The organism is Phyllobacterium pellucidum (assembly GCF_013327855.1).
In the GTDB taxonomy this organism is placed as follows: domain Bacteria; phylum Pseudomonadota; class Alphaproteobacteria; order Rhizobiales; family Rhizobiaceae; genus Phyllobacterium; species Phyllobacterium pellucidum.
In genome coordinates this window covers 200,048-221,267 of the sequence record NZ_JABUMX010000004.1, presented here as the reverse complement: position 1 = coordinate 221,267, position 21,220 = coordinate 200,048, and the positions used below count along the sequence as shown (strand labels likewise).

Below are 21,220 nucleotides of genomic sequence, written 5' to 3'. Positions count from 1 at the left end.
CCCATCGGCAAGTTCGGACCAAAACCGTTCAAAAGGCGACAGAAACTTTCAATCCAATTCTTAAAAGTTGATATATATACTCAACTTAATATTATTGCGGTCGGCTCGGCCGTCTATGTCGAAGAGGGTAGAATGCGTGGGGTTTATCGGTCGGCAACCTTTGCCTTGAGCGGCGGGGTTGCGTTGCTCGTTTGTTTCGGATCGCTTGGAGCGAGGGCGCAGAGCACGACCTCCAACATCGAGCTTAATCCGATTGTCATCGACCAGAGCGACGGATCGGCCACCGGACCGGTACAGGGATTCGTTCCCAAGCGCACGACAACCGGCTCCAAGACGAATACGCCGATCGAAGCAATTCCCCAGGCAGTCTCGGTCGTCGGCCGCGAGCAGATGGATGATCAGGGCGCGACGAAGATTGACGAGGCGCTACGCTTTACGAGCGGCGTCTTCACCCAGCCTTTCGGTTCCGACAGCGATACCAACTGGTTCTATATCCGTGGCTTCGACGCTACCCAGAAGGGTACCTTTCTCGATGGCCTTCAGAACTTCGGCTACGGCTTTGGTGGCTTCTTCATCGATTCATGGGGCATCGAGCGCGTCGAAGTCCTCAAGGGACCAGCCTCGGTCCTTTATGGCGGCAGCAATCCGGGCGGTATTGTCAACTTTATCAGCAAGCGGCCGACCGGCGAACGCCTCCGCTATGTCGAAACCGGGATTGACAGCTTCGGCACGGGTTATCTTGGCTTCGATATTGGCGACAAGGCTTCCGACGTCGTCGATTACCGCATCAATGGCAAGATTCAGGGCGGCGACGGCTATACCGATCTCTCACAGGAGTTTCTTGGCGTGATATCGCCTAGTCTCACGTGGAAACCGGACGAGTCGACCAAATTTACCGTGCTCGCCAACTACACCCACCTCGATGAGACCCATGGGGGCGGTAGCTTCCTGCCATACTACGGAACGGTCGTCGATGCGCCGTTCGGCAAGATCAAGCGCGACGCCAATTTCACCGAGCCGGGGGTCGACGACTACAATCGCGAACAGGCCGCTATCGGCTACGAATTGGAACACACGTTCGACAATGATTGGACGGTGCGCCAGAACCTTCGCTATGGTTACGGCGACGTCCGCGAGCACTCGCTCTATCCGTTCGGATATGTGCCGTTCTCGGAACAGCCGGTGGGCGACAACTACGATTTGTCGCGGATCAACTTCCTTCACGACACGACTGTCAACACCTTCATCGTCGACAATCAACTCGAGGGGACGGTGAGCACCGGTCCAATCGAACATACGTTGCTCTTCGGCGCAGAATATAAATACTTCAACATCGACCAGATGCAGGCGACGGGTGGTGCGACGCCGATCAGCGCCGTCGATCCGGTTTACGGCGCACCGCAGGGTCCGATGTTCACGCCCTATATCGACCAGGTTTTGAAGCGCAACCAGATCGGCATTTACGCACAGGATCAACTGCGTTTTGGCGATGGATGGCTCGTTACCCTCAATGGCCGCTACGACTACGTGAAGACCGAAGCGACCGGCACGCCATCTTATGACGGCAATGACGGCAGCACGAGCGGGCGCGCCGGCATTGCCTATGAGTTCGAAAACGGTCTTACACCCTATGCCAGCGTCTCGACCTTCTTCAGCCCAGAGATCGGCGTCGATGCCAATCTCGATTTCCTGAAGCCCGAGACCGGCCATCAATATGAGGTCGGCGTCAAATACCGCCCGACCATGTTCGATGGTCTGATCACGGCGGCGCTCTTTGATCTGACCAAGGAGAATGTCCTGACCGGTCCTTTCCTGGCGCAATACCAGGTCGGCGAGGTCAATTCGCGCGGCTTTGAAATCGAGGCGCAGGCAAATATCACCGAGGCCTGGAGGCTGACCGCGGCATTTACAGCGCTCGACATGGAAGTGAAGGACGATGCGGATGCAGCCTTGATCGGCAAGCGCCCCTACCTCATCCCCGAAATACAGGGCTCGCTCTTTGCGCAATACACATTCCAGACCGGGGTGCTCGAAGGTGTCGCGGTCGGCGGTGGCGTGCGCTATGTCGGCTCGAGCTATGCGGACGCCATGAATACATTGAAGGTTCCGGACGCGACCCTCGTCGACCTCAAAGTTGGTTACAAGAAGGACAATTGGGGCGTCGATCTCAACGTTACCAACCTCTTCGACAAGGATTATGTGTCGGGTTGCCAAGGACTGCTTGTCTGTTCCTATGGCGAAGGCCGCAAGGCCCTGCTCAAGGCGCATCTGACCTGGTAGCGGATACGGCCGGCGATGAGCAGTGCTGCAAGCTGCTGTAATGCCCATCATTTATTCGGCCGCACGTGCCGATTTCTTCCATGCATTGGCTCGGGCTAGCTGGTATAAGAAGACCTCAACCTGAAGTAGTGCAAAGGGGCATCGCAATGCGTCTTGGTGAGAAGTACCAGCACCTCGTCAACGGCGCCGGTTGCGCCTGCCTGTCGCCGGAATTGCAGCAGGTATGCCGCCGCCTGGAAGATCTGACACGCCGCGGATTCTTGACTGGTGTCGCCGCGACAATTGCCGCCGCCGCGACGCCGCGCGGGGCATTCGCCCAGGCCGCCGCACAGCCCGCTAAAGTCCTCTTCCGGCAGTTGAAGCTGTTCGACGGTAAGTCCGACGCCGCGCGAACCGGTGTTCAGGTCCTGGTTGAGGGCAACAGGATATCCGCAATCGACACTGGCAATAGCCCGCCGCCCTCAGATGCGACTGTCATCGACTGCGGCGACCGGTTGTTGATGCCGGGCCTGATCGATGCCCACTGGCACACGCTCTTTGCGGCCGTGCCCGTCGGCATCGCAACGACCGGCGACCCAGGTGCAATTTTCACGGCATCGACAGCCGAAGCGGAGCGCACCCTGATGCGCGGCTTCACCACAGTGCGCGATGTCGGCGGGCCTGTCTTTACCTTCAAGCAGGCGATCGACAACGGCGTCATACCCGGGCCCCGCATCTTCCCGTCGGGAGCGATGATTACGACCTCCGGCGGTCATGGCGATCTGCGCATGCTTTCGGAAATTCCACGCAATCCGGCCCAGCTTAGCCTGATCGAACAAACCGGCGGCGCCATGATCGCCGATAGTGCCGACGAAGTGCGCATGCGCGTCCGCGAGCAGATGCTGCAGGGTGCGTCCCAGATCAAGCTTGTCGGGGGCGGGGGTGTTTCGTCGCCGCGCAGTCCGCTGGACATGTCGACATTCAGTGAGGATGATCTGCGCGCCGGCGTTTCGGTGGCGCGCGACTGGAACACCTATGTAACGGTCCATGCCTACGCGCCGAATACGGTACAGCGGGCCATCAATGCCGGGGCGGCCTGCATCGAGCACGCCCATCTCATGGATGAGGAGACGGCACGCCTGATGGCGGACAAGGGCGTCTGGCTAAGCATCCAGCCGTTTCTCTCGGTGGAGGATTCAGTGCCGCTGACTGGGCCGAGTTTCGACCGGCTGCAGCAGGTCTTCGCCGGTACGCTTACTGCTTACGAACTTGCGAAAAAGCATAACATCAAGACTGCGTGGGGATCCGACATGTTGTTCTCGCCGCAGATGACGGCAAGGCAGGGCACCATGCTCACGCATCTCAGCCGCTGGTACACAAACGCCGAGATCTTGCGCATGGCGACATCGACCAATGCCGAGCTTCTGGCGCTTTCCAACCTGCGCAATCCCTATCCTGGCAAGCTTGGCGTGGTGGAGGAGGGCGCGTTCGCCGATATGCTGGTGGTCGATGGGAATCCGCTGGACAACATCAATCTTATGAATGAGCCGGAGAAGCATCTCGCCGTCATCATGAAGGATGGCAGGATTCATAAAAACACCCTGAGCGGATAGCTGCGTCAGGTCGAAGCTTTGTCCGCATCGTCGTCAGAAGGCTTTGCCGACAACAATACCGCAATCCATCTCGCCCCGGGTGACTGTTCACAATAGATGATGAACGCGATCAGGATCGGTACGCCAATGAAAGCACCCGGCACGCCCCACATGAAGCTCCAGAAGAACACCGAGAAAATCACCGCAAAGGGCGAGATCGCCAGGGACGTGCCGATCAATAACGGCTCGAGATAGCTGCCTATCAGGAACTGGATCAGGTTCAACCCGACGAATACCGCCACAGCCATCTGCCACGAATCGAACTGACCTATGGCAAAGAGGGTCGGCAGGAAGGTTGCCACGAACGGCCCGAGGAATGGGATATAGTTCAGCGTAAAGGCGATAGCGCCCCAGGCTGCAGCAAGTTCGAGACCTGCGACCAACGCGAAGGCCCAGACGATCAAGCCAGTCAGGACACTGGCAAAGGTGCGCACAAGCATGAAACGGCGCAGCTTTTTCGAGATCTCTCGGTTGGCGTGAAGCATCTTCATGCCCTGCGGCTGAACGGCAGGAGAGCGCAGCCGCTTGCCGAAAGCCTCGATCTCCAAAAGGCCGAGCATCACGAACACAAAGACAAGCAAGGCAAATCCGGCAAAACTGTTCAGCCGGCCGGCAAGCCCCTGCGTAAAGCCGACGAGCCACGTCACATCGAAACGATCAGCAAGAGGCCCCGCGATTGCAATGCCGTGTCCCTCCAGCCAGTCGGTCCAGTGCACGTAGACATCCTGGAACCTGCGGGCATTGACGAACAGCCATTGGCCGAGCTTGCTGAAACCCCAGGTGACGGACGAGCCGACGGCGATGATGATGAAGATCGTTGCCGATACCGTCACAAGCAGCGCAAGCAGTTGCGGAATCCAGCGCTGCAACTTGATCTGCAGCGGGCCGACGAGCGCAATGACGAACAGGGAAAAGACCAGCGGGACAAATATGGATTGACCAAAGCGCAGGAGCGCGAGTACCAGGATTCCGGTAGCAAGGTAGCCGATCATCGGTTTGGCGTTCTGGACTGTCATGCCTTCGTCAACCCAACCCTTGCCCGGCCTACCTGTTGATTGCTGCTGTTAAAAGTCAGATTAGTACCTTCAGCGGCCCCTGCGCGCCACCGACTGCGGTCGGAGAAAGCGAGGGGAACACTGATGGTCGTCTCCCGCTTCAAACGGTCACGACGATGCCTTCTGCAAAGCGTCGCGCAGGACCTGTTCCTTGCTTTCGTCGAGGGAGGTCTTGAGAACGACGCCGCCAAAGTGCGAAATGTCCTTGAGGACCTTGTCAGCCGTCATCAACTGGACCAGTACGAACAAGGCGGCATTACCGGGCTGGATGCTTGCCGCGAGATCCTTCATGAAGTTGTCGTTGATGCCGACATCCGTCAACGCTCCGCCGAGCGCACCTGATGCCGCGCCCACGGCTGCGCCGATCAGCGGATTGAGGAAGAGGACGCCAATGAGCAGACCCCAGAAGCTGCCTGACACAGCACCGGCCGCGGTCGTGCTGACCATCTGGTTCAGCTTGACCTTGCCGGCGTCGGTCTTGGTGGCGATTACCGCATCGCCGAGCGTAATGAGATATTCCTTCTGGAGTTCGAGAAGGCGATTGCGCACTTCCTCGGCTTTTTCTTCGGTGGGATAGACGATCACAATCAGATCAGACATGTTGCCTCCAAATTTCACAAAGTTATGAACGCCGTAGCGCACTGGAAAAACTATATCTTGCTCGGCGCGCGCAAGAGATTAGCAATAAATCCCAAGGCCATGCATCGCGTTTCTTTTTCCATCGACACGTCACCGCATTTGCCCGATTGATCAATCACTTGCTGGCGGATTATCAGCGCTGCGCGACCGTTTGATGAAAAATGTCTTTAGCCGAGCAAGATCTTCAGGCGTCACACCCTGCGGATCGGTCACGGCCATCCAGCCGTCGATATAGTGTTCAGGGGCATAGACGTGGCCATATCCCATGGGAGAGGTCGTCGCGATAGCCATGTCGAACAGCAGTTGCAGCATGGTCACGCCCGGAATCCAGCGCAGGCTCGGTGAGACATCAGGGCCGCGCGGGTTTTGCATCCAGGCGGGTTCGCGGTAGAGCGCGTGGAAATCGAAGAAGGTCACCGGGTCGCTGGCATATTGCAGATAGACGATGCGAAGCGGGCCCCAGACGGCGTCAGGAATGTTCAGTGCATTGTCCTGGTTGGTAAACCGGATGACGGATCCGTCGCGGAACCGCGGCAGCCATGCTGGCGAGCCGGGAATCCGATCCCCCGTGACTGAGTTCCAGATGCGGCTCTGAAAGGGCGGTCCACTCCACAGGGCGCCCTGAAAGGGGTCGCCAATAATATCGTAGAGGTGGGCCGAAAGTTCGGAGTTCATGGCGCCGAGGCTGAGGCCATAAAGATAGAGTTTCGGCCTGTGGTCACGCGGCAGCGTTGTCCAGTAGCGATAGACTTCGCGAAACAGCGCCTGCCCAGCCTCGGCTCCGTAGCCCGGTTCAACGAGTAGCGACAACCAACTGCTGAGGTAGGAGTACTGCATGGCGACGCTGGCTATATCGCCGTGGTGAAGGAATTCGACTGTATCGATGCCCTCGGGATCCACCCACCCCGTTCCTGTCGGAACGATGACGAGCAAGGCCGATCGTTCGAAGCCGCCGTCCCGCTTGAGTTCCTCGAGGGCGAGACGCGCCCGCTCATCGACGGTTTCCGCAGCGTTCAGCCCGACATAGACCCGTACGGGGTCAAGTGCTTTTGCGTTGAAAAAACTGCCGATCTCGGCACCCGTGGGTCCCGTCGCAATGAAGGCGCGCCCTTGCCGTCCGAGATTCTGCCAGTCGAGAAGCGAGCCAGGGCCCCCGGGTTTGTTCGGATCCGCCGGAGGCGCCGAACCGTCATCGATGCGGGCGTCGAGCTCACGAAAGGACGTATCCACCATGCGCAGGACGCCCTTGAACAAAATGCCCTGTGCCACGGACCAGAAGAGGATAACCGCGAGCACGCAGCCAACCAGATTTGAAATGCGTCGCGGTACCAGCCGGTTCAGCCAGCGGGAAAACAGGCGGAATGTTTGCCGGAAGAGGCGCGCCAGCATGATCACAACGAGGAATATAACGAGTGCGATGATGGCAAGTTCGATCGGCTCGACGCTCTCGACCGGCCCAAGCCCCATGAGCCCGCGCACCGTGTTTTGCCATCCCGCGGCCTTCCACAGGAAAACGCCTGCGGTGCCGATGCAGACAATGATCGCTATCCAGTTGGCGGCGCGCTGAACGCGGGCACGGGGCACTGGGATTTCCAGATAACGCCAGAGCCAGACGCAGGCGACGCCGACACCGTATCCGAGCGCAGCGCAAAACCCCGTGAGCGCTCCCTGGACGAGATAAGAGCGCGGCATGAGGCTGGGTGTGAGCGACGCCGCAAAGAACAGGATGCCAACCAGAAGACCGATCGCGGAAAACGACTTCGCCAATACTGCCAGGTAAGCTCTCAAACCGGTTTTCCCCCGACCGACTTCGCCGACTCGTTATCTCGTTGAATAGTGGTAGCAATTCCGGTTGCTGTCACGCTGATATTAACCACCCGATCGCTCATCGCGCCAATTCCAAAGCAATTGTTTTGCTTTTCGACGCTTCTGGTCCCAAAGTTGTCCGGCCGGCATCAATGCCGCTGATTGCCTCGAATACCGCCTATCCGGGAGCTCATCATGCGCCAATCTTTCGTCTCGCTTGCCGTGGCCTGCGGCATACTGCTTTCGCCCGTTGCGCTGCCAAGCGAGGCGAGTGCCACCACCGTATCCGTCACCATTGGTACGAGCGTGAGCAATGGTCGTGGAATTTCCTGCAGCGAAGGAGAACGGCGGCTCCGCAGCCGCGGCTTTCGCGATGTCCGGCGCATCGATTGCCGTGGCCGCTTTTTTGTCTATCGCGCCTGGCGCGGCAGCAACCGCTTCGAGGTTGCGCTGAGGCAACGTGATGGCCGCATCGTAGACATGCGCCGCATCAGCAGCAGGCGTTGATCGGTTCATCGCACCGCCCAGTCAATTGACGAAGAGGCCGATCGCGAAGGCATTCGCTATATCGATGAAAAATGCCGACACGAGCGGCAGGATGATGAAGGCCATGGGCGCAGCGCCGTGGAGCTTGGTGATGGCGGTCATGTTGGCGATGGCAGTCGGCGTCGCCCCAAGGCTTATGCCGCTGAAGCCGCCGGCAATCACCGCGGCATCATAATTGCCGCCCATCAGGGGGAAGACTGCACAGAGTATATAGGCGATCGCCGCGATCGTCTGGAGTGCCAGCACCAAAAGCAGCGAAGGACCGAGCCCGCCCAGCGTCCAGAGTTGCATGCTCATGAGCGACATTGCGAGGAAGATGCTGAGTGAGAGGTCGGAGACGAGCGCCAGCGCGCGCGTTCGCGTCGGCCAGAACAGGTTCGGCATGATCCGCGGCACGATATTGGTCAAGACGATTGCTGACAGAAGGCAGGCGACGAAGAGTGGGAGACGAAACCCAAGATCCTCCAGGAGTTCGTCAACTGCGTAACCAATAAGGACGGCGACGTTAAGGACGAGGATCGTACGCAGTAGCGTGATGTGATTGAGATCATCTTCCGGGGCCGCGTTCGGCAACCCGATCGACGGGGCAGCGTCCGGTCCCTTCAGCCCATACCGCGCAATCAGAAGACCGGCGACAGGACCACCTATCAAGCTCGCAATGACAAGACCGAGTGTCGCTGCCGCCACACCGATCTCCATAGCATTGGTGAGCCCGAAACGCTCAACGAGAATGGGCGCCCAAGCGATGGTCGTGCCGTGTCCGCCAATCAGGGAAGCTGAACCGATGAGAACGGTAATGCCTTCAGGCAAACCCAGCGCAGCTGCGCTTCCAGCGGCTATGAGATTTTGAATGACGAGATAGACAAGCGTCAAACCGAGCAGGATAAGGAGCGGCTTGCCGCCTGCAATCAAGTCGGCAAGGCGCGCGTTGAGACCGATACCGGTAAAAAAGTAGAGGAGCAGAAGGTCTCTTGCCGCCAGATCAAACGAAATCGCAATACCCAGAACGCGGTAGGCAAGAAGCGTCACCAGTGCCGCGAGCAGACCACCGGTCACGGCTTCAGGGATGTTCCATCGCCGCAATGCCGCGATGCGGCCATTGAGACCAGCGCCGATAAAGAAAACGACAATTGCTATTGTCAGACTGACAAAACCTGGGAACTCGATATTTTGCATGGGGGATCGGACCTCATCGGGAGTTGGGCCTGTGGCGCACCTGCACGGTACCATGTTGCCAGTCTCCGAAATCCTCGGCAAATGCATGTTGCACCGATAAGTTGCAGAAACGGGGCAGTTGCTTCTATCATAGGTAATTCGCGAACATCGTGGTCGTGCCAGAATATGAAATCGTCTTCTCGATCGTTTTGGACACGGCCCCTTCGAGTCCATCTCGGAGTGATCATTGTACTGCTGCTTATCGGCGTGTCAGCGCCGCTGCTGTGGCTCGGGTTCGACCGGGCACGGCAGGCTGCTCTTGCTGCGATCGACGAGCAGATGGCCTCGCTTTCCGAACGTATCGTTGACCATTATCGGGTGCTGTTCTCCGATAAACTGGCGTTTGTGGGCCTTGTTGGAGTCCTCGACTCATTTCGTGCGCCGCCCCCCGACCAGCTTGCAGAAAAGATCGAATTCTTAGCTGAAGCTGCGCTCCTTGCACCGGATCTCGACAGTTTGCAGGTTGGCTATCCCGATGGATCGTTCATTCGAGCCTTCAACTTCCACAAGGACGAGCAGTCGCGGGCGAACTTGAAGCCCCCGGAAAACGCAACAGTTGCCATTCAGATCATCGCTCCCGGCAATGGCGGCCACCCCACGTCGACCTGGCGTTTCCTCGACGAGAAGCGCCGCCTTCTTGAGATCCGCGACCCGGTGATCGCGGACTACGATCCGCGCCAGCGCCCTTGGTACAAGGCGGCAATCGCCGCTGACGGCAATGTGGTGAGCCCAATATATGCGATGCCACTAACCGGCAATCAGGTGAAGACCTTTGCCGTTAGCCACGCATCGGATCCGAGCGTCGTCGTCGCCGCCAATATACGGCTTGGCAGCATCGCCGATTTCCTGGCTGACGAACGCATCTCGCCCCGCTCGACCGCTTATGTTTTCGATACGGACGGCAAGCTCATTGTTCATTCCGACACCCGGATAATGAATCGCCTTCTGGCGAGCGCCGAGGGCGGCGCCGTTCCGGATGTTTCTGCGCTTGCAACGCTCGACCCGCTGCTCCCAACGTTGATGCAGACGATTGGAAGCGGGAAAAGAAAGGGTGCGACCACATTCAGCACGGGTAACGAGACCTATGTGATGCTCTTCGTTCCAGTCGATTTCACCTCTGTCTTGAAAGGCAGCACGATCGTGGTGGCGGCGCCACAGTCCGATTTTACCACTGAAACCAACGTGCTCCTGCGGCGGGGGTTGTTGACGGCATTGGCCGTTCTGGCCATCGGCCTTGCCATGGCCATCCTCGTCTCGCGGATGATCAGTGCATCGCTGACCAAACTTACTGGCCAGGCCCTGCGGTTGAAGGATTTGGATTTTGCTCCCGTCAAACCGATCCGCTCTCGAATCTCCGAAATCGGGTCACTCGCATCGGCTCTCGCCTCGGCACGCGCGGCCATTGCCACTTTCGGCCTCTACGTGCCGAAGGAACTTGTCCGCCGCGTCGTTGAGTCGGACCTGCTTGGCGATCGGAGCGCCACGCGCCAGGTGGTGACGGTGCTGTTCACTGACATACGCGACTTCACGACCCTCTCCGAAAGTAACGAACCGGAAATGGTGGTGGCGCTCCTTTCCGATTATTTCGACCTCATAAGCCGGGGTGTGCGCGAGAACCACGGGACCATTATCCAATTTCTCGGCGATTCGGTCTACGCCATGTGGAACGCGCCCGTCGCCGATGAGGATCACGCGGCTAACGCCTGCCGCTGCGCCTTGCGGTTGAAAGCCGACCTCGATGTGTTCAATTCTCGCCAACGCGAAGCCGGCTCCCCGGAGTTCGTCACGCGTTTCGGTATTCACACTGGCGCTGCGGTTGTCGGTAACGTCGGTGCGGAGGACCGGCTGCAATACACGGGCATGGGCGATACAGTAAACGTCGCATCGCGGCTCGAGGGCCTCAACAAGGAGTTCGGTACGCTTATCCTGGTGAGCAGCCATACTGTAGAAGCCTGCGCCGACCGATTTGTCTTCCGGTCACTCGGCGCACGCGCGGTGAAAGGGCGCAAGGGTGCGCTCGACGTGTTTGAACTCGTTGGGTTGCGCACGGAAAATTGTCCGGCAGGATTGGATAAGGGGTCCGAGACACGGTCCGCGCCAAAGTAGCTTCACTGCAGAAATGGTTAATTTGCGTTAACTATAAAGTTCTTGACGCGACTCGGTTCTTTCCCCAGTTTGGTTACGGTTTTTAGGGGTATCCAGTTAGTTTAACGTTAGAAGAATGTGGCGGTGTTAGTGCCGCAAAGCAGCGTTAAATTGTTGTCCGGCGTTACCCCTTTGGTTTTTCTATCGAATCGGCGCATGGTTTTCCTGCATCGAGGCGATTTGGCTTAGACGATGCAGGATAAATACGTGAACATGATGAACGCGGTACAGACAGGACCACAGGACAGCGCGCAACCGGCGAGCGTTGCATCTTTGTCTGCTACCCTCTCCGCCGACCGGGCGATTGCCGCCGATGCCGAAATGCTGTCGGCGCAGCTGCAGGCGATGCGCAATCGTTTGTTTCCGCCGACGGCGCAAAAGACCTTACGCAAATTCACCAGTGGCGAGGCTGCAAGGCTCATCGGCGTGTCGGACGGCTATCTGCGCCAGCTCTCGCTTGCCGGAGAGGGCCCACAGCCCGAAACCGGCAGCGGCGGGCGCAGGCTTTATTCCCTCGCCGAGATCAACGCATTACGGCGTCACCTCGCCGAGGCCGGAGGCGCCAAGGCGAAAACCTACCTGCCGCATCGCGATCCGAAGGCGGGCGAGCATATGCAGGTGATTGCCGTCACCAACTTCAAGGGTGGGTCCGGCAAGACAACGACCAGCGCTCACCTCGCCCAGTACCTGGCAATGTCCGGTTTGCGCGTGCTTGCGGTCGATCTCGATCCGCAAGCGTCGATGTCCGCATTGTTTGGCTATCAGCCCGAACTTGACCTGACTGGAAATGACACGCTCTACGGCGCGATCCGCTATGATGGCGACCGCCGCCATTTGCGGGACATTATCTGCAAGACCTATTTTGACGGCCTCGATCTCGTACCGGGCAATCTTGAACTCCAGGAATTCGAGCACACGACCCCGCAAATGCTGGCCGACCGCCAGCACGGAACGCACCAGAGTGTCGAGCAGCAACTGTTTTTCGCCCGGGTTCAGGCGGCATTGGACACGGTCTCCGATGACTACGATGTCGTCGTTATCGACTGTCCGCCCCAGTTGGGGTTCCTGACGCTCTCCGCGCTTTGTGCCGCGACCTCGGTTCTGGTTACGGTGCATCCGCAAATGCTGGATGTTGCGTCGATGAGCCAGTTCCTCTTCATGACGGCAGATCTTCTCGCAGTTGTCCGCGAAGCGGGCGGTGAATTGAACTTCGATTTCATGCGTTATCTGATCACCCGCTTTGAGCCGAACGATGCACCACAACAGCAGATTGCAGGCTTCCTGCGCTCGCTTTTTGGCGACCGGGTGCTGACGTCGTCCGTGGTGAAGTCGACCGCGTTCTCCGATGCGGGCCTGACCAAGCAAACGCTGTACGAGGTGTCCCGCGACAGCTTTACCCGCGCCACCTACGACCGTGCGATTGAGTCGCTCACATCCGTCAATGCCGAGATTGAGGGCCTGATCGCTAAGGCCTGGAACAGGCCAGGGTGAGGGGGGCGGTGATGGACAAGAACCGCAGGGACCAGTTGAAAGCCTTGTTCGGGACGGTTGAAACGGTGCCGCAACCCGAAGCAAAGCCGGCAGAAGCTCCGGCGTCGCAGCCGCCCGGCAATGTCGAACCGCTGAAGCCGCGCACGGCTTCAGGCGCCGTGAAAGCCATGGGACTTTCGCTCGGAGGGATTTCGCGCGAGCTGGAGGATGCCCGCCGCATCAGGGATAGTTTTGAAGGCAGCGAACGCATCGTCGAACTCGATCCAGCCCTGGTTGAAAGTTCCTTCATCGAGGATCGCCTCAGCAGCGATTCGCCACTCGATGAAAGCTTCGAAGAACTCGTCGAAAGCATCCGCTCGAACGGCCAGCAGGTACCAATTCTTGTGCGGCCGCATCCGAACAAGCAAGGAGTGTACCAGACCGCCTATGGACATCGGCGTCTTCGCGCTGCAGCGCGGATTGCCAAACCAGTGCAGGCGATCATTCGCGATCTTACCGATGTGCAACTCGTCCTCGCGCAGGGCAAGGAAAACACCGAACGGCGCGACCTGTCTTTCATCGAACGCGCATTTTTTGCCAGCAACCTGGTGGAACGAGGCTTCGAGCGCGGTCTTGTGCAAGACGCGCTGTCGATCGACAAGGCTGAAATGACCCGCTTCCTCCAGGTTGCTGCGGCTGTTCCGGCTCCGATCGTTCGTGCAATCGGGCCCGCACCGAAAATCGGCCGCCCGCGTTGGGTAAGGTTTTCCGAACTGCTGCGGCCGGAAGAAGCGCGCAAGGCGGCACTTGCCGAAATTGCCACGCCGGTCTTCAAGGGTGCGGATAGCAACGGACGGTTCAACCGGCTCTTCGAACTGCTGTTGAAGCAGGAAAAGCCTGTCGTGCTTCCCGTTGCGATGGCTCAGGCGATACCACAATCCGGCAGGAACACCGCCGCGGTCGCTCGTCTTCAGACAGACAACGGCAAGAAGACATTGTCCTTTGCCGAGCACGCGCCCGAGGGCTTTGCCGAGTTTGTGGTCAGCGAGCTCGATGCGCTTTTGAACAGGTTCAAACAACAGAAGCGGGGCTGATACCCGCCACAGATCTTTGCGTAAGCGTAAAATCCGAGAGAAAACGAGAGAAGGAACAACGGCAAGAAAAAAGGCCCCCAGAACGTCACCGCCCCGGAAGCCCTCTTCAATGTAGCAATTCGAGAGAATCACTTCCGCCCAGACTTGTCAAGAGTCGGACGCGTTCCGGCAACACCTTTCCCTTGCCTCAATTTGAGGTAAAGACATGACTGACCGTTTCGCGACCACGCCGTTTGGCGGGCGATCGCTGTCGTATGCCATGCTCGCCGCGCAGGAAAAGACTGCGCGAGCCCGCGAAAGAATGGCAGATGCGAAAGCTGATCATCCAGAAAAATGGCCGTTGCTGCGCTCGCTCACGGAAGCGCGCGCAGCCTTTTTCCTGTCCGACCGAGCCATTGCGGTTTTGGAAGCGCTGCTCAGCTTTCATCCCGAGACGTTGCTCGACGGCAGCGCGCCCTTGATCGTATTTCCATCCAATGCCGAGCTGTCGATGCGCACGCGCGGCATGGCGCCGGCGACAATCCGCAGACATCTGGCGTCCCTGGTTGAGGCCGGCCTGATCATTCGCCGCGACAGCCCGAATGGCAAGCGCTATGCGCGGCGGGGAGACACGGGCGAGATAGAACACGCATTCGGCTTTGACATCTCGCCGCTGGCCTTACGTCATGCCGAAATTGAAGCCCACGCGGCTGACGCACGCAACCTTGCGCGGGCCATCCACCGCATACGCGGCGAGATTACAATTCACCTGCGCGACATATCGAAAACGATAGAAGCTGGATTGAGCGAGGGCCGGCCTGGAGACTGGACGCAATATGCTGAGGAGCTTGCTGCCCTGTCAGGACGGGTAGGGCGCAATTTGCCGCTGGAGACCCTCGAGCGGAGGCGTGACGCGCTGACTGCGTTACGTGTGCGTGTGGAGAAAAGCTATCTGGCGTCACTCTCAGATGAAGAAATGAGCGCCAGTGACTCCTTTTTTGAGCGCCATATTCAGAATTCAAATATAGACCACCAATTTGAGAAAAGCCCAGAAAAAGGGCTGAAGCAATCCGCTGCACTGCAAGCGGAGACCGTGAGCAGCGGCAAAACGGCGGCATTAATTAAAATGCGCAAGCAGCTTAATGCCGCGCGGGGCAACCGGAACCACCCGCAGCCGGATGGTCGCAAATCAATGAGTGAGCCCGGCACAGCGCAGGTGCCGCTCACCGCCGTGTTGAGTGCCTGTCCGCAGATAGGCGACTACGCCCGCGCTGGAATTGCCGACTGGCGCGATCTGGTGCAAGCGGCCGGCGTCGTCCGGTCGATGCTTGGTGTTTCGCCTGATGCCTGGGACCGGGCGAAAGCGACTATGGGTGAGGTGAATGCCGCCATTACCGTCGCCGCAATCCTCGAACGCGTTGGCGACATCCGGTCCCCCGGCGGATATTTGCGAGCGCTGACCGAGCGCGCGGAAGACGGCTTGTACTCCGTCGTTCCCATAATCAAGGCGCTGGGGGGAAGTTCGCCGGCGAGGCTGGAATGATGCTGAGGCGTTGGTTGCGGCGAGCGCGTTCCCGGCTGGACAATTCAATCTTGCAATTAGGCGTTGCAAGGAATAGGCATATGCTTCTCGGGCAAACCACCATGCAAGTGAAATCGTCGTGCGGCCCGGGAATGAATACTAAGTTAGCTATTTATCTGCATGATATTTCGATAGCGAGCGGGCGGTCAGCATTTTCTGTAGAGGTTTGGCCCGCAATTTTATTTTATCGATTTTTTCGTGCGTTTTAGGATCGGTTCCATGAATATTGCGGACGCGGATGCGCAAGATCCTCATAATCCACGACAGGCAAGGGGCCCTGGCATCCCACTCATTGCGCTCGTTGGTCTTCCCCTCGTGCTCCTTCTATTCCTGGTCTTTCTCGGAATAGGCTGGGTCGTTCAAACCGAGCGGACCAACCAGAGCCGCATCTATTCAGAGCGCACAGCGGAAATACTGGCTGGAGATATTGCCGGACAGTTAGGCCAGCTCATTTCGCCGACGAGCGACTATGTCGAGGCCCTGCGCGCCGAGATCAAATCCGCATCGTGCCGGACCGCCGATTGTGTCTTCGCGATCGTTCAGAAACATGCGGCGGCTCCAGATACGATCCCACCCGAAGCAGCCTATGTGGCCTTTGGCGCAGAAAGCGGACAATTCTTCGGGATCTTCAAGATCAATGCACATGACGACAAGCTGCTTGGGCGTGCGCAGACTGACGCGAATGATCCGACCCGGCTGGATCTCATCAGTCCAACGAATACCGTGACTGTGAAGCCTTATATTCTTCACGACCGCGGCTGGTACCAGGGCGGCAGCATCAGGCAGGAACCAATCTGGAGCGCGCCGTTTAAATATGTGGCGCCGGGAAATGCAACTGAGATGCTGGGCGCTTGGGCAATGTCGCGGATCGTCAGGGTGGATGACCCCGACGGTAAGCTGCTCGGTGTCATTACGGCGGATGTGGATCTTCGGCCCATCGGTGCATTCCTTCAACAGATGACCGGCAAGGCCTTTGCCAATCTTTCGATTCATACACGATCAGGGGAATTCATCGTTTTCAGGGACGGCCAGCTTCAGGTCATATCCGATGATTCCAGCGCTGCGAAGATCGAGGACGGGCTGATCTCTAAGGAAGTGCCGTTGCCGATGAGCGATCTGAAGGGTTGGAGTCTGACGCTCACGCTGGGGCCGGAACTATCGAAGCCGGCGCTTTGGGGACCGGGTACACCGCTCCTCCTGATGGTCGGACTGCTCGCCAGCCTGGCCGTTGCTGCCTATACAGCTTCATACGTTGCCAATCCTGTGAAGCGGTTGTCGCGTGCGGTCGTCGAGGTCAGTAATCTCAAGCTGGACACGCCGGTGAATGTCGAAACCAATGTAACGGAGATCGCTGCACTCGCGGGAGCGGTAGAGCGTATGCGCGCGGCGCTTCTTCGCAACCAGAATCGTCTTGAATTCCTCGCTTATCACGATCCTGCAACCGGCCTGCTCAACCGCGCCGGATTGAGCAATGAATATTCGGGAATGATTGCGCGCTCCGGTCAAATCGAACTGGTTCTGATCAAGATCCCGAACTATACTCATATTGGCGGCGTTTTTGGCGGCACCGCTCTTGCGAACATCATTGCTCGAACCGTTGCTCGCATAAGGAACGAATACCCTGACAGCATCGTCGGCAACGTAAGCGAACACGAGACCGCTTTCCTTGCTTGCACCCCCTCGGGGCTTGATCATCTCCAGCTCGACAATCTTCTCAAATCATTGCGTGAGCCTTACGAACAGGCGGGCATACGCTGCGCGGTCGAGATCGTTGCTTCAGTCAGCATCAAGCAGAGCGAGCAAACCGACTTCGATCTATTGCTGCGGCGTGCCAACGGCGCACTTCACTACGCGGAGAAAACGCAAAGCGAAGGCGCCATCTGGTATAACCCGGCATTGCTTCATGATCTCGAAGAGGAACTCGAGGCAACCGGGAACGTTGCACTCGCCATCATGGGCGGCGAGTTCTCGGTTGAATTCCAGCCGATCGCCGAACTCAAAACGAGGTTGATCGATTCCGTTCAGGTTTTTGGTGTTTGGAATCATCCGCAACTTGGTGCGATCAGGCAGAAGGAGTTTTTCTCCATTTTCGAAAAGAACGGCTCCATTCGCGATGTAGGGCTTTATATCATCGGCGAGGCATTCAAATTCCTGCGGACATTCAAGACGCTTCATCCGCAAGCGCCGATGGTCGTTTGTATTAATCTCTCGCAGGTTCAGCTTTTTGATCCGCTCTTTGTCGAACGCGTAACGGAGTTGCAGCGAGAGTGGGATGTCGACGGTGCGGACGTCATGTTTGTCATCGTCCGCAATGCTTCGAGCCTTGAGGACGCACAGATCGTGCGCACCCTCGACAAGCTTCAAACACTCCGTTTCCGCCTTGCGGTCGATTATTTTGGCTTGGACAATGCCAGCCTTGCGGCGATGACAGCGGTAAAGTCCGAATGTCTGATAGCCGGTCCATCATTGCATCGAAATATTGACCGGCCCGGACGGGAACGGACGCTTCTACGGGCGATCTGCAGACTTGCCGCCGATCTTGGCATGTATACCGCCGCCGTTGGTGTCAACAATGCAGCTGATATTGAGCCGCTCATTGAATGCGGCTGCACCTACGGCATGGGGCCGCTATTCGGACGCGCGGTTTCTGCTGAGGCATTCCTAGATAATTTCGTGAAGAAAGCCGTGGAACTCCGGCAGCATATGGGGCACGGCAGCCGTTCGTAGCGTTTGACCCCGATTAATGATCAGTCTGAAATATCTTAGTCGACACGACCGCGCGCAGCCACGGGTGTGACTTCGACAACCTCGTTGCCTGAAATCAAAACCACTTCGTCAAAAAGGTTCGATACGACACAAGCGTGGTTGGGAATGATCCGAATCCGGTCACCAATCTGCGGCTTGCGGGCGCAACCACTCACATCGACAATGCCGTGCTCTTCACTCAAGGAGGTGATGACGGCGTCTGGAAATTCCGCGATGCGGCCGAACCCCTCCATGCCGAAAGTGTCGCTGGACAGCGATTTTGAGCCCGCATCGATAATCGCGCGCGTCTTAGTTGGGCAACTGACTACAGTCGCAAGTACCGTCAGGGCGCAGTCGTCCCAGGTTCCCACGCCTTTCGCAACCTGGAAGCGGTCCATGTAGATGTAGGTGCCAGGGCGATGCTCGGTTGCGCTCGTCACTTCATGCGCTCGCCACATATCCGGCGATCCGCCATTGGAAATGATGCGCGGATCAAGCCCGGCCTCGGTTGCTTGACGCTTCGCTGCGGCGAGGAAGGCTTCGTTTTCTTCAACGGCACCGATTTTCGGGTAGGTCATGAAGCCCCTGAAGCGCAAACCGGTGCAACCATCGACGAGCCTGGCGAGTGTCAATGCTTCGTCCGGCGTCTGGACGCCGCATCGGCCCATGCCGGTGTCGCATTCAATGAGGACGTCCAGCGGCTTGCCCGTATCGCCGAATGCTTCGGCGAGGCCCCGGATTGTCGTCTCGCTGTCGGCCGTCACGGCAAGGGTAACGCGCTCGTTCAATGCCACCAGGCGGTTGAGTTTTGCCTCGCCGAGGATGTTGTAGGGAAGAAAAATGTCCGTCAGCCCGGCATCGGCCATGACCTCGGCCTCCCCCAGTTTCTGGCAGGTGATTCCAACAGCGCCGAGCTCAACCTGGCGCTTTGCAAAGCGTGGCAGCTTGTGCGTCTTAATATGCGGGCGAACGGCAAGGCCATGGCTATTGGCAAAGGCCTGGAAGCGTTGCAGATTGGCGTCGGCCCGATCCACATCAATAAGGACTGCGGGTGTATCGATTTCGGCGAGGTTCACAGGACTAATCTCCAAGCGGTAGGTTGGGCGCACCGGTCTTGTGCAGGCCCTGCAGGTTCTTGATCCGTCGCATACGTTCGACGGCGGGTGCGCCGATGCGCTCGGCAATGGTCATCGCCAGCATATCGGTCATTGCGAGCAGGGCATAGCGGGCAGGCGAGGGGCGATATACATTCGTACCCTCATCAATGCTAAGCGGCAGGACCACCTGTGCAGCGGCGGCAAGTGAAGAGCCGGGAGCCGTTATCGCAATAGTCTTTGCCCCGTAGCGCCCGGCGATGGTTACGGCTTCGATCAACGGCCTGACTTCACCTGACAGCGAATAGGCGACGATTGCCGTTTCCTTGTTGCTGGTTGCGGCAGTCATCTGCTGCATTTCGCCGTCGATGGAAGATGATGCCCTGAGCCCCAGCCGGAACAGGCGGTTTTCAAGTTCCGTCGCTGCCATCGACGAAGCACCGCCCGAGCCGTATGCGCGTATCATTCCTGCGTCGGCGACGATGGCTGCTGCGCGTTCCAGGTCGGTGCGGTCAATTTGCTGGATCACATGGCCGATCGCATCAAGGGCACCGCTGGATATGATCGTCGGAATATCGTTGTCCTTATGTGCGGGCGCCGCCACGATAAAGCGTCCGGCAACGGCCAGCGATTGCGCCAGCTTGACCTTGAATTCACGTGTTCCCTCAAAACCCAGCATGCGGCAGAAGCGGGTTATTGTCGGCTCGCTGACGCCCGCCTTTTCGGCGAGAAGCTCGATCGATGCATGCGTTGCAAAATCCGCATCGGCCAGAATTGCCGCCGCAACCCGCTGATCCGAACGCTGCCCGGTATCGGCGATGTCCCGCAGACGGGCGACGATGTCGAAATGTGGGGCGGCCATTTCAATCAGATCCGGTTGCCGGTTCTGCGATCGAACACATGCACTTTGTCCAGGTCGATCGACAACTTCATGAGGCTGCCAGGCTCGGGCGCAATTCTGTCGCGGAAGACGCAGCGAACACCAACGCCGTCGATCGTACCGAAGATGTGCGTTTCCGAGCCTGTCGGCTCCACAACCACAACCTGATAGGTAAACCCCTCACTGTCGGCCGCCGCTAGCCGGAAATGCTCCGGACGAATCCCGATCTCGACCTCTTGCCCGGAAACCGCAGTTGTGCCGCCGACAGGTATGGTCGACCCATCCGCCATGCGCAGGCGCGGCGCGCCGTCGCCGCGTTCGATGGTCCCCGGAATGAAATTCATCGCCGGTGAGCCGAGAAAGCCAGCAACAAACTTGTTCACGGGCTTGTCATAGAGTTCGAGCGGCGAACCTGACTGCTCGATGCGGCCACCATTCATGACGACGATCCGGTCCGCCATGGTCATCGCCTCGATCTGGTCGTGTGTCACGTAGACCATGGTCGTCTTCAACTGCTGGTGCAGGGCCTTCAGTTCGGTGCGCATCTGGACGCGCAATTTTGCATCGAGGTTGGAAAGCGGCTCGTCAAAGAGGAAGAGATCGGGTTCGCGCACAATGGTGCGACCCATGGCAACACGCTGGCGCTGTCCTCCCGAAAGCTGGCGCGGCAGGCGGTCGAGATAATCGTGAAGATTGAGGACCTCGGCCGCCTTGTTGACCTTGGTGTCGATCGCATTGGCAGCTTCCCGCCGGATCTTTGGGCCAAATCCAATATTCTTGCGGGTCGTCATATGCGGAAAAAGCGCATAACTTTGAAACACCATGGAGATATTGCGCTGCTGCGGCGGCAGTTTGTTCGATAGGCTGTCGCCGATCCACAACTCGCCCTCGGAAATGTCGTCGAGCCCGGCGATCATGCGCAGCAGGGTGGATTTACCGCAGCCGGAGGGGCCGATGAGCACGAGAAACTCGCCGTCTTGGACGTCGAGGTCGATGCCATGCAGGACATTCATCGCACCGTAAGACTTCACGAGTTTCTTGATCTGCAGTCCGGCCATG

Annotated in this window: 15 protein-coding genes; 8 read left to right on the top strand and 7 right to left on the bottom strand. The window is 58.4% G+C overall.

The window, feature by feature from the left end; genetic code table 11:
• Nucleotides 1-132: 132 nt before the first annotated feature.
• Entirely contained in the window at nucleotides 133-2,280 is a 2,148-nt protein-coding gene (locus tag HQ945_RS17625) for a TonB-dependent siderophore receptor (protein ID WP_113281357.1), read from the top strand.
• Between the two features lie 146 nt (nucleotides 2,281-2,426).
• Nucleotides 2,427-3,872 (top strand): metal-dependent hydrolase family protein, encoded by a 1,446-nt coding sequence (locus tag HQ945_RS17620; RefSeq protein WP_174208339.1) that lies wholly within the window; start codon nucleotides 2,427-2,429, stop codon nucleotides 3,870-3,872.
• Between the two features lie 5 nt (nucleotides 3,873-3,877).
• Here the strand turns inward: HQ945_RS17620 and HQ945_RS17615 are convergent, their stop codons facing one another.
• The 3 genes from HQ945_RS17615 to HQ945_RS17605 all read right to left on the bottom strand — a co-directional run bounded on the left by HQ945_RS17615 (nucleotide 3,878) and on the right by HQ945_RS17605 (nucleotide 7,393).
• Nucleotides 3,878-4,927 (bottom strand): AI-2E family transporter, encoded by a 1,050-nt coding sequence (locus tag HQ945_RS17615; RefSeq protein ID WP_027232240.1) that lies wholly within the window; start codon nucleotides 4,925-4,927, stop codon nucleotides 3,878-3,880.
• A 147-nt stretch (nucleotides 4,928-5,074) separates the two neighbouring features.
• A complete protein-coding gene (locus HQ945_RS17610; RefSeq protein ID WP_174208338.1) occupies nucleotides 5,075-5,566 on the bottom strand; it encodes a DUF1269 domain-containing protein in 492 nt (163 codons plus the stop codon).
• A gap of 150 nt (nucleotides 5,567-5,716) precedes the next feature.
• Nucleotides 5,717-7,393 carry an alpha/beta hydrolase gene (locus tag HQ945_RS17605; protein ID WP_174208337.1) on the bottom strand — a complete coding sequence of 559 codons (1,677 nt, stop codon included), beginning with the start codon at nucleotides 7,391-7,393 and terminating at the stop codon, nucleotides 5,717-5,719.
• A 213-nt stretch (nucleotides 7,394-7,606) separates the two neighbouring features.
• On the opposite strand from HQ945_RS17605, the gene HQ945_RS17600 reads away from it, so the two are divergent.
• Entirely contained in the window at nucleotides 7,607-7,918 is a 312-nt protein-coding gene (locus HQ945_RS17600) for a hypothetical protein (protein ID WP_027232237.1), read from the top strand.
• 21 nt (nucleotides 7,919-7,939) lie between these two features.
• Here the strand turns inward: HQ945_RS17600 and gltS are convergent, their stop codons facing one another.
• On the bottom strand, nucleotides 7,940-9,133 hold the full coding sequence (gene gltS / locus HQ945_RS17595) for a sodium/glutamate symporter (protein ID WP_174208336.1): 1,194 nt from the start codon (nucleotides 9,131-9,133) through the stop codon (nucleotides 7,940-7,942).
• Between the two features lie 219 nt (nucleotides 9,134-9,352).
• Between gltS and HQ945_RS17590 the strand changes: the two genes are divergently transcribed.
• The 5 genes from HQ945_RS17590 to HQ945_RS17570 all read left to right on the top strand — a co-directional run bounded on the left by HQ945_RS17590 (nucleotide 9,353) and on the right by HQ945_RS17570 (nucleotide 18,169).
• Complete coding sequence (locus tag HQ945_RS17590) at nucleotides 9,353-11,278, top strand: adenylate/guanylate cyclase domain-containing protein (RefSeq protein WP_174208335.1); 1,926 nt, start codon at nucleotides 9,353-9,355, stop codon at nucleotides 11,276-11,278.
• 255 nt (nucleotides 11,279-11,533) lie between these two features.
• A complete protein-coding gene (repA, locus tag HQ945_RS17585) occupies nucleotides 11,534-12,808 on the top strand; it encodes a plasmid partitioning protein RepA (RefSeq protein ID WP_425500672.1) in 1,275 nt (424 codons plus the stop codon).
• Between the two features lie 11 nt (nucleotides 12,809-12,819).
• Complete coding sequence (gene repB, locus HQ945_RS17580) at nucleotides 12,820-13,881, top strand: plasmid partitioning protein RepB (RefSeq protein ID WP_113281353.1); 1,062 nt, start codon at nucleotides 12,820-12,822, stop codon at nucleotides 13,879-13,881.
• A 205-nt stretch (nucleotides 13,882-14,086) separates the two neighbouring features.
• Nucleotides 14,087-15,403, top strand: coding sequence for a plasmid replication protein RepC (gene repC / locus HQ945_RS17575; protein WP_113281352.1), 1,317 nt, complete (start codon nucleotides 14,087-14,089; stop codon nucleotides 15,401-15,403).
• A 258-nt stretch (nucleotides 15,404-15,661) separates the two neighbouring features.
• Nucleotides 15,662-18,169: an EAL domain-containing protein gene (locus HQ945_RS17570; RefSeq protein ID WP_113281351.1), complete on the top strand. Its 2,508-nt coding sequence runs from the start codon at nucleotides 15,662-15,664 to the stop codon at nucleotides 18,167-18,169.
• Nucleotides 18,170-18,204: 35 nt separating this feature from the next.
• Here the strand turns inward: HQ945_RS17570 and HQ945_RS17565 are convergent, their stop codons facing one another.
• The 3 genes from HQ945_RS17565 to HQ945_RS17555 are packed head-to-tail and all read right to left on the bottom strand — an operon-like array spanning nucleotide 18,205 to nucleotide 21,219.
• The gene (locus HQ945_RS17565; RefSeq protein ID WP_174208334.1) at nucleotides 18,205-19,278 is read right to left on the bottom strand and encodes a D-TA family PLP-dependent enzyme; all 1,074 of its coding nucleotides are present in this window, start codon (nucleotides 19,276-19,278) and stop codon (nucleotides 18,205-18,207) included.
• The gene (locus tag HQ945_RS17560) at nucleotides 19,268-20,143 is read right to left on the bottom strand and encodes a MurR/RpiR family transcriptional regulator (protein WP_113281349.1); all 876 of its coding nucleotides are present in this window, start codon (nucleotides 20,141-20,143) and stop codon (nucleotides 19,268-19,270) included. Before HQ945_RS17560 ends, HQ945_RS17565 begins: the two co-directional genes overlap by 11 nt.
• A gap of 5 nt (nucleotides 20,144-20,148) precedes the next feature.
• The gene (locus HQ945_RS17555; RefSeq protein WP_113281348.1) at nucleotides 20,149-21,219 is read right to left on the bottom strand and encodes an ABC transporter ATP-binding protein; all 1,071 of its coding nucleotides are present in this window, start codon (nucleotides 21,217-21,219) and stop codon (nucleotides 20,149-20,151) included.
• Between the last annotated feature and the right edge of the window lies 1 nt (nucleotide 21,220).

What these genes read in the sequence shown, in the direction of transcription:
- gltS (WP_174208336.1), bottom strand. Translation starts at nt 9,133, where the DNA reads ATGCAAAATATCGAGTTCCCAGGTTTTGTCAGTCTGACAATAGCAATT.
- HQ945_RS17610 (WP_174208338.1), bottom strand. Translation starts at nt 5,566, where the DNA reads ATGTCTGATCTGATTGTGATCGTCTATCCCACCGAAGAAAAAGCCGAG.
- HQ945_RS17560 (WP_113281349.1), bottom strand. Translation starts at nt 20,143, where the DNA reads ATGGCCGCCCCACATTTCGACATCGTCGCCCGTCTGCGGGACATCGCC.
- repB (WP_113281353.1), top strand. Translation starts at nt 12,820, where the DNA reads ATGGACAAGAACCGCAGGGACCAGTTGAAAGCCTTGTTCGGGACGGTT.
- repA (WP_425500672.1), top strand. Translation starts at nt 11,534, where the DNA reads ATGAACGCGGTACAGACAGGACCACAGGACAGCGCGCAACCGGCGAGC.
- HQ945_RS17600 (WP_027232237.1), top strand. Translation starts at nt 7,607, where the DNA reads ATGCGCCAATCTTTCGTCTCGCTTGCCGTGGCCTGCGGCATACTGCTT.
- HQ945_RS17555 (WP_113281348.1), bottom strand. Translation starts at nt 21,219, where the DNA reads ATGGCCGGACTGCAGATCAAGAAACTCGTGAAGTCTTACGGTGCGATG.
- HQ945_RS17625 (WP_113281357.1), top strand. Translation starts at nt 133, where the DNA reads ATGCGTGGGGTTTATCGGTCGGCAACCTTTGCCTTGAGCGGCGGGGTT.
- HQ945_RS17615 (WP_027232240.1), bottom strand. Translation starts at nt 4,927, where the DNA reads ATGACAGTCCAGAACGCCAAACCGATGATCGGCTACCTTGCTACCGGA.
- repC (WP_113281352.1), top strand. Translation starts at nt 14,087, where the DNA reads ATGACTGACCGTTTCGCGACCACGCCGTTTGGCGGGCGATCGCTGTCG.
- HQ945_RS17570 (WP_113281351.1), top strand. Translation starts at nt 15,662, where the DNA reads ATGAATATTGCGGACGCGGATGCGCAAGATCCTCATAATCCACGACAG.
- HQ945_RS17620 (WP_174208339.1), top strand. Translation starts at nt 2,427, where the DNA reads ATGCGTCTTGGTGAGAAGTACCAGCACCTCGTCAACGGCGCCGGTTGC.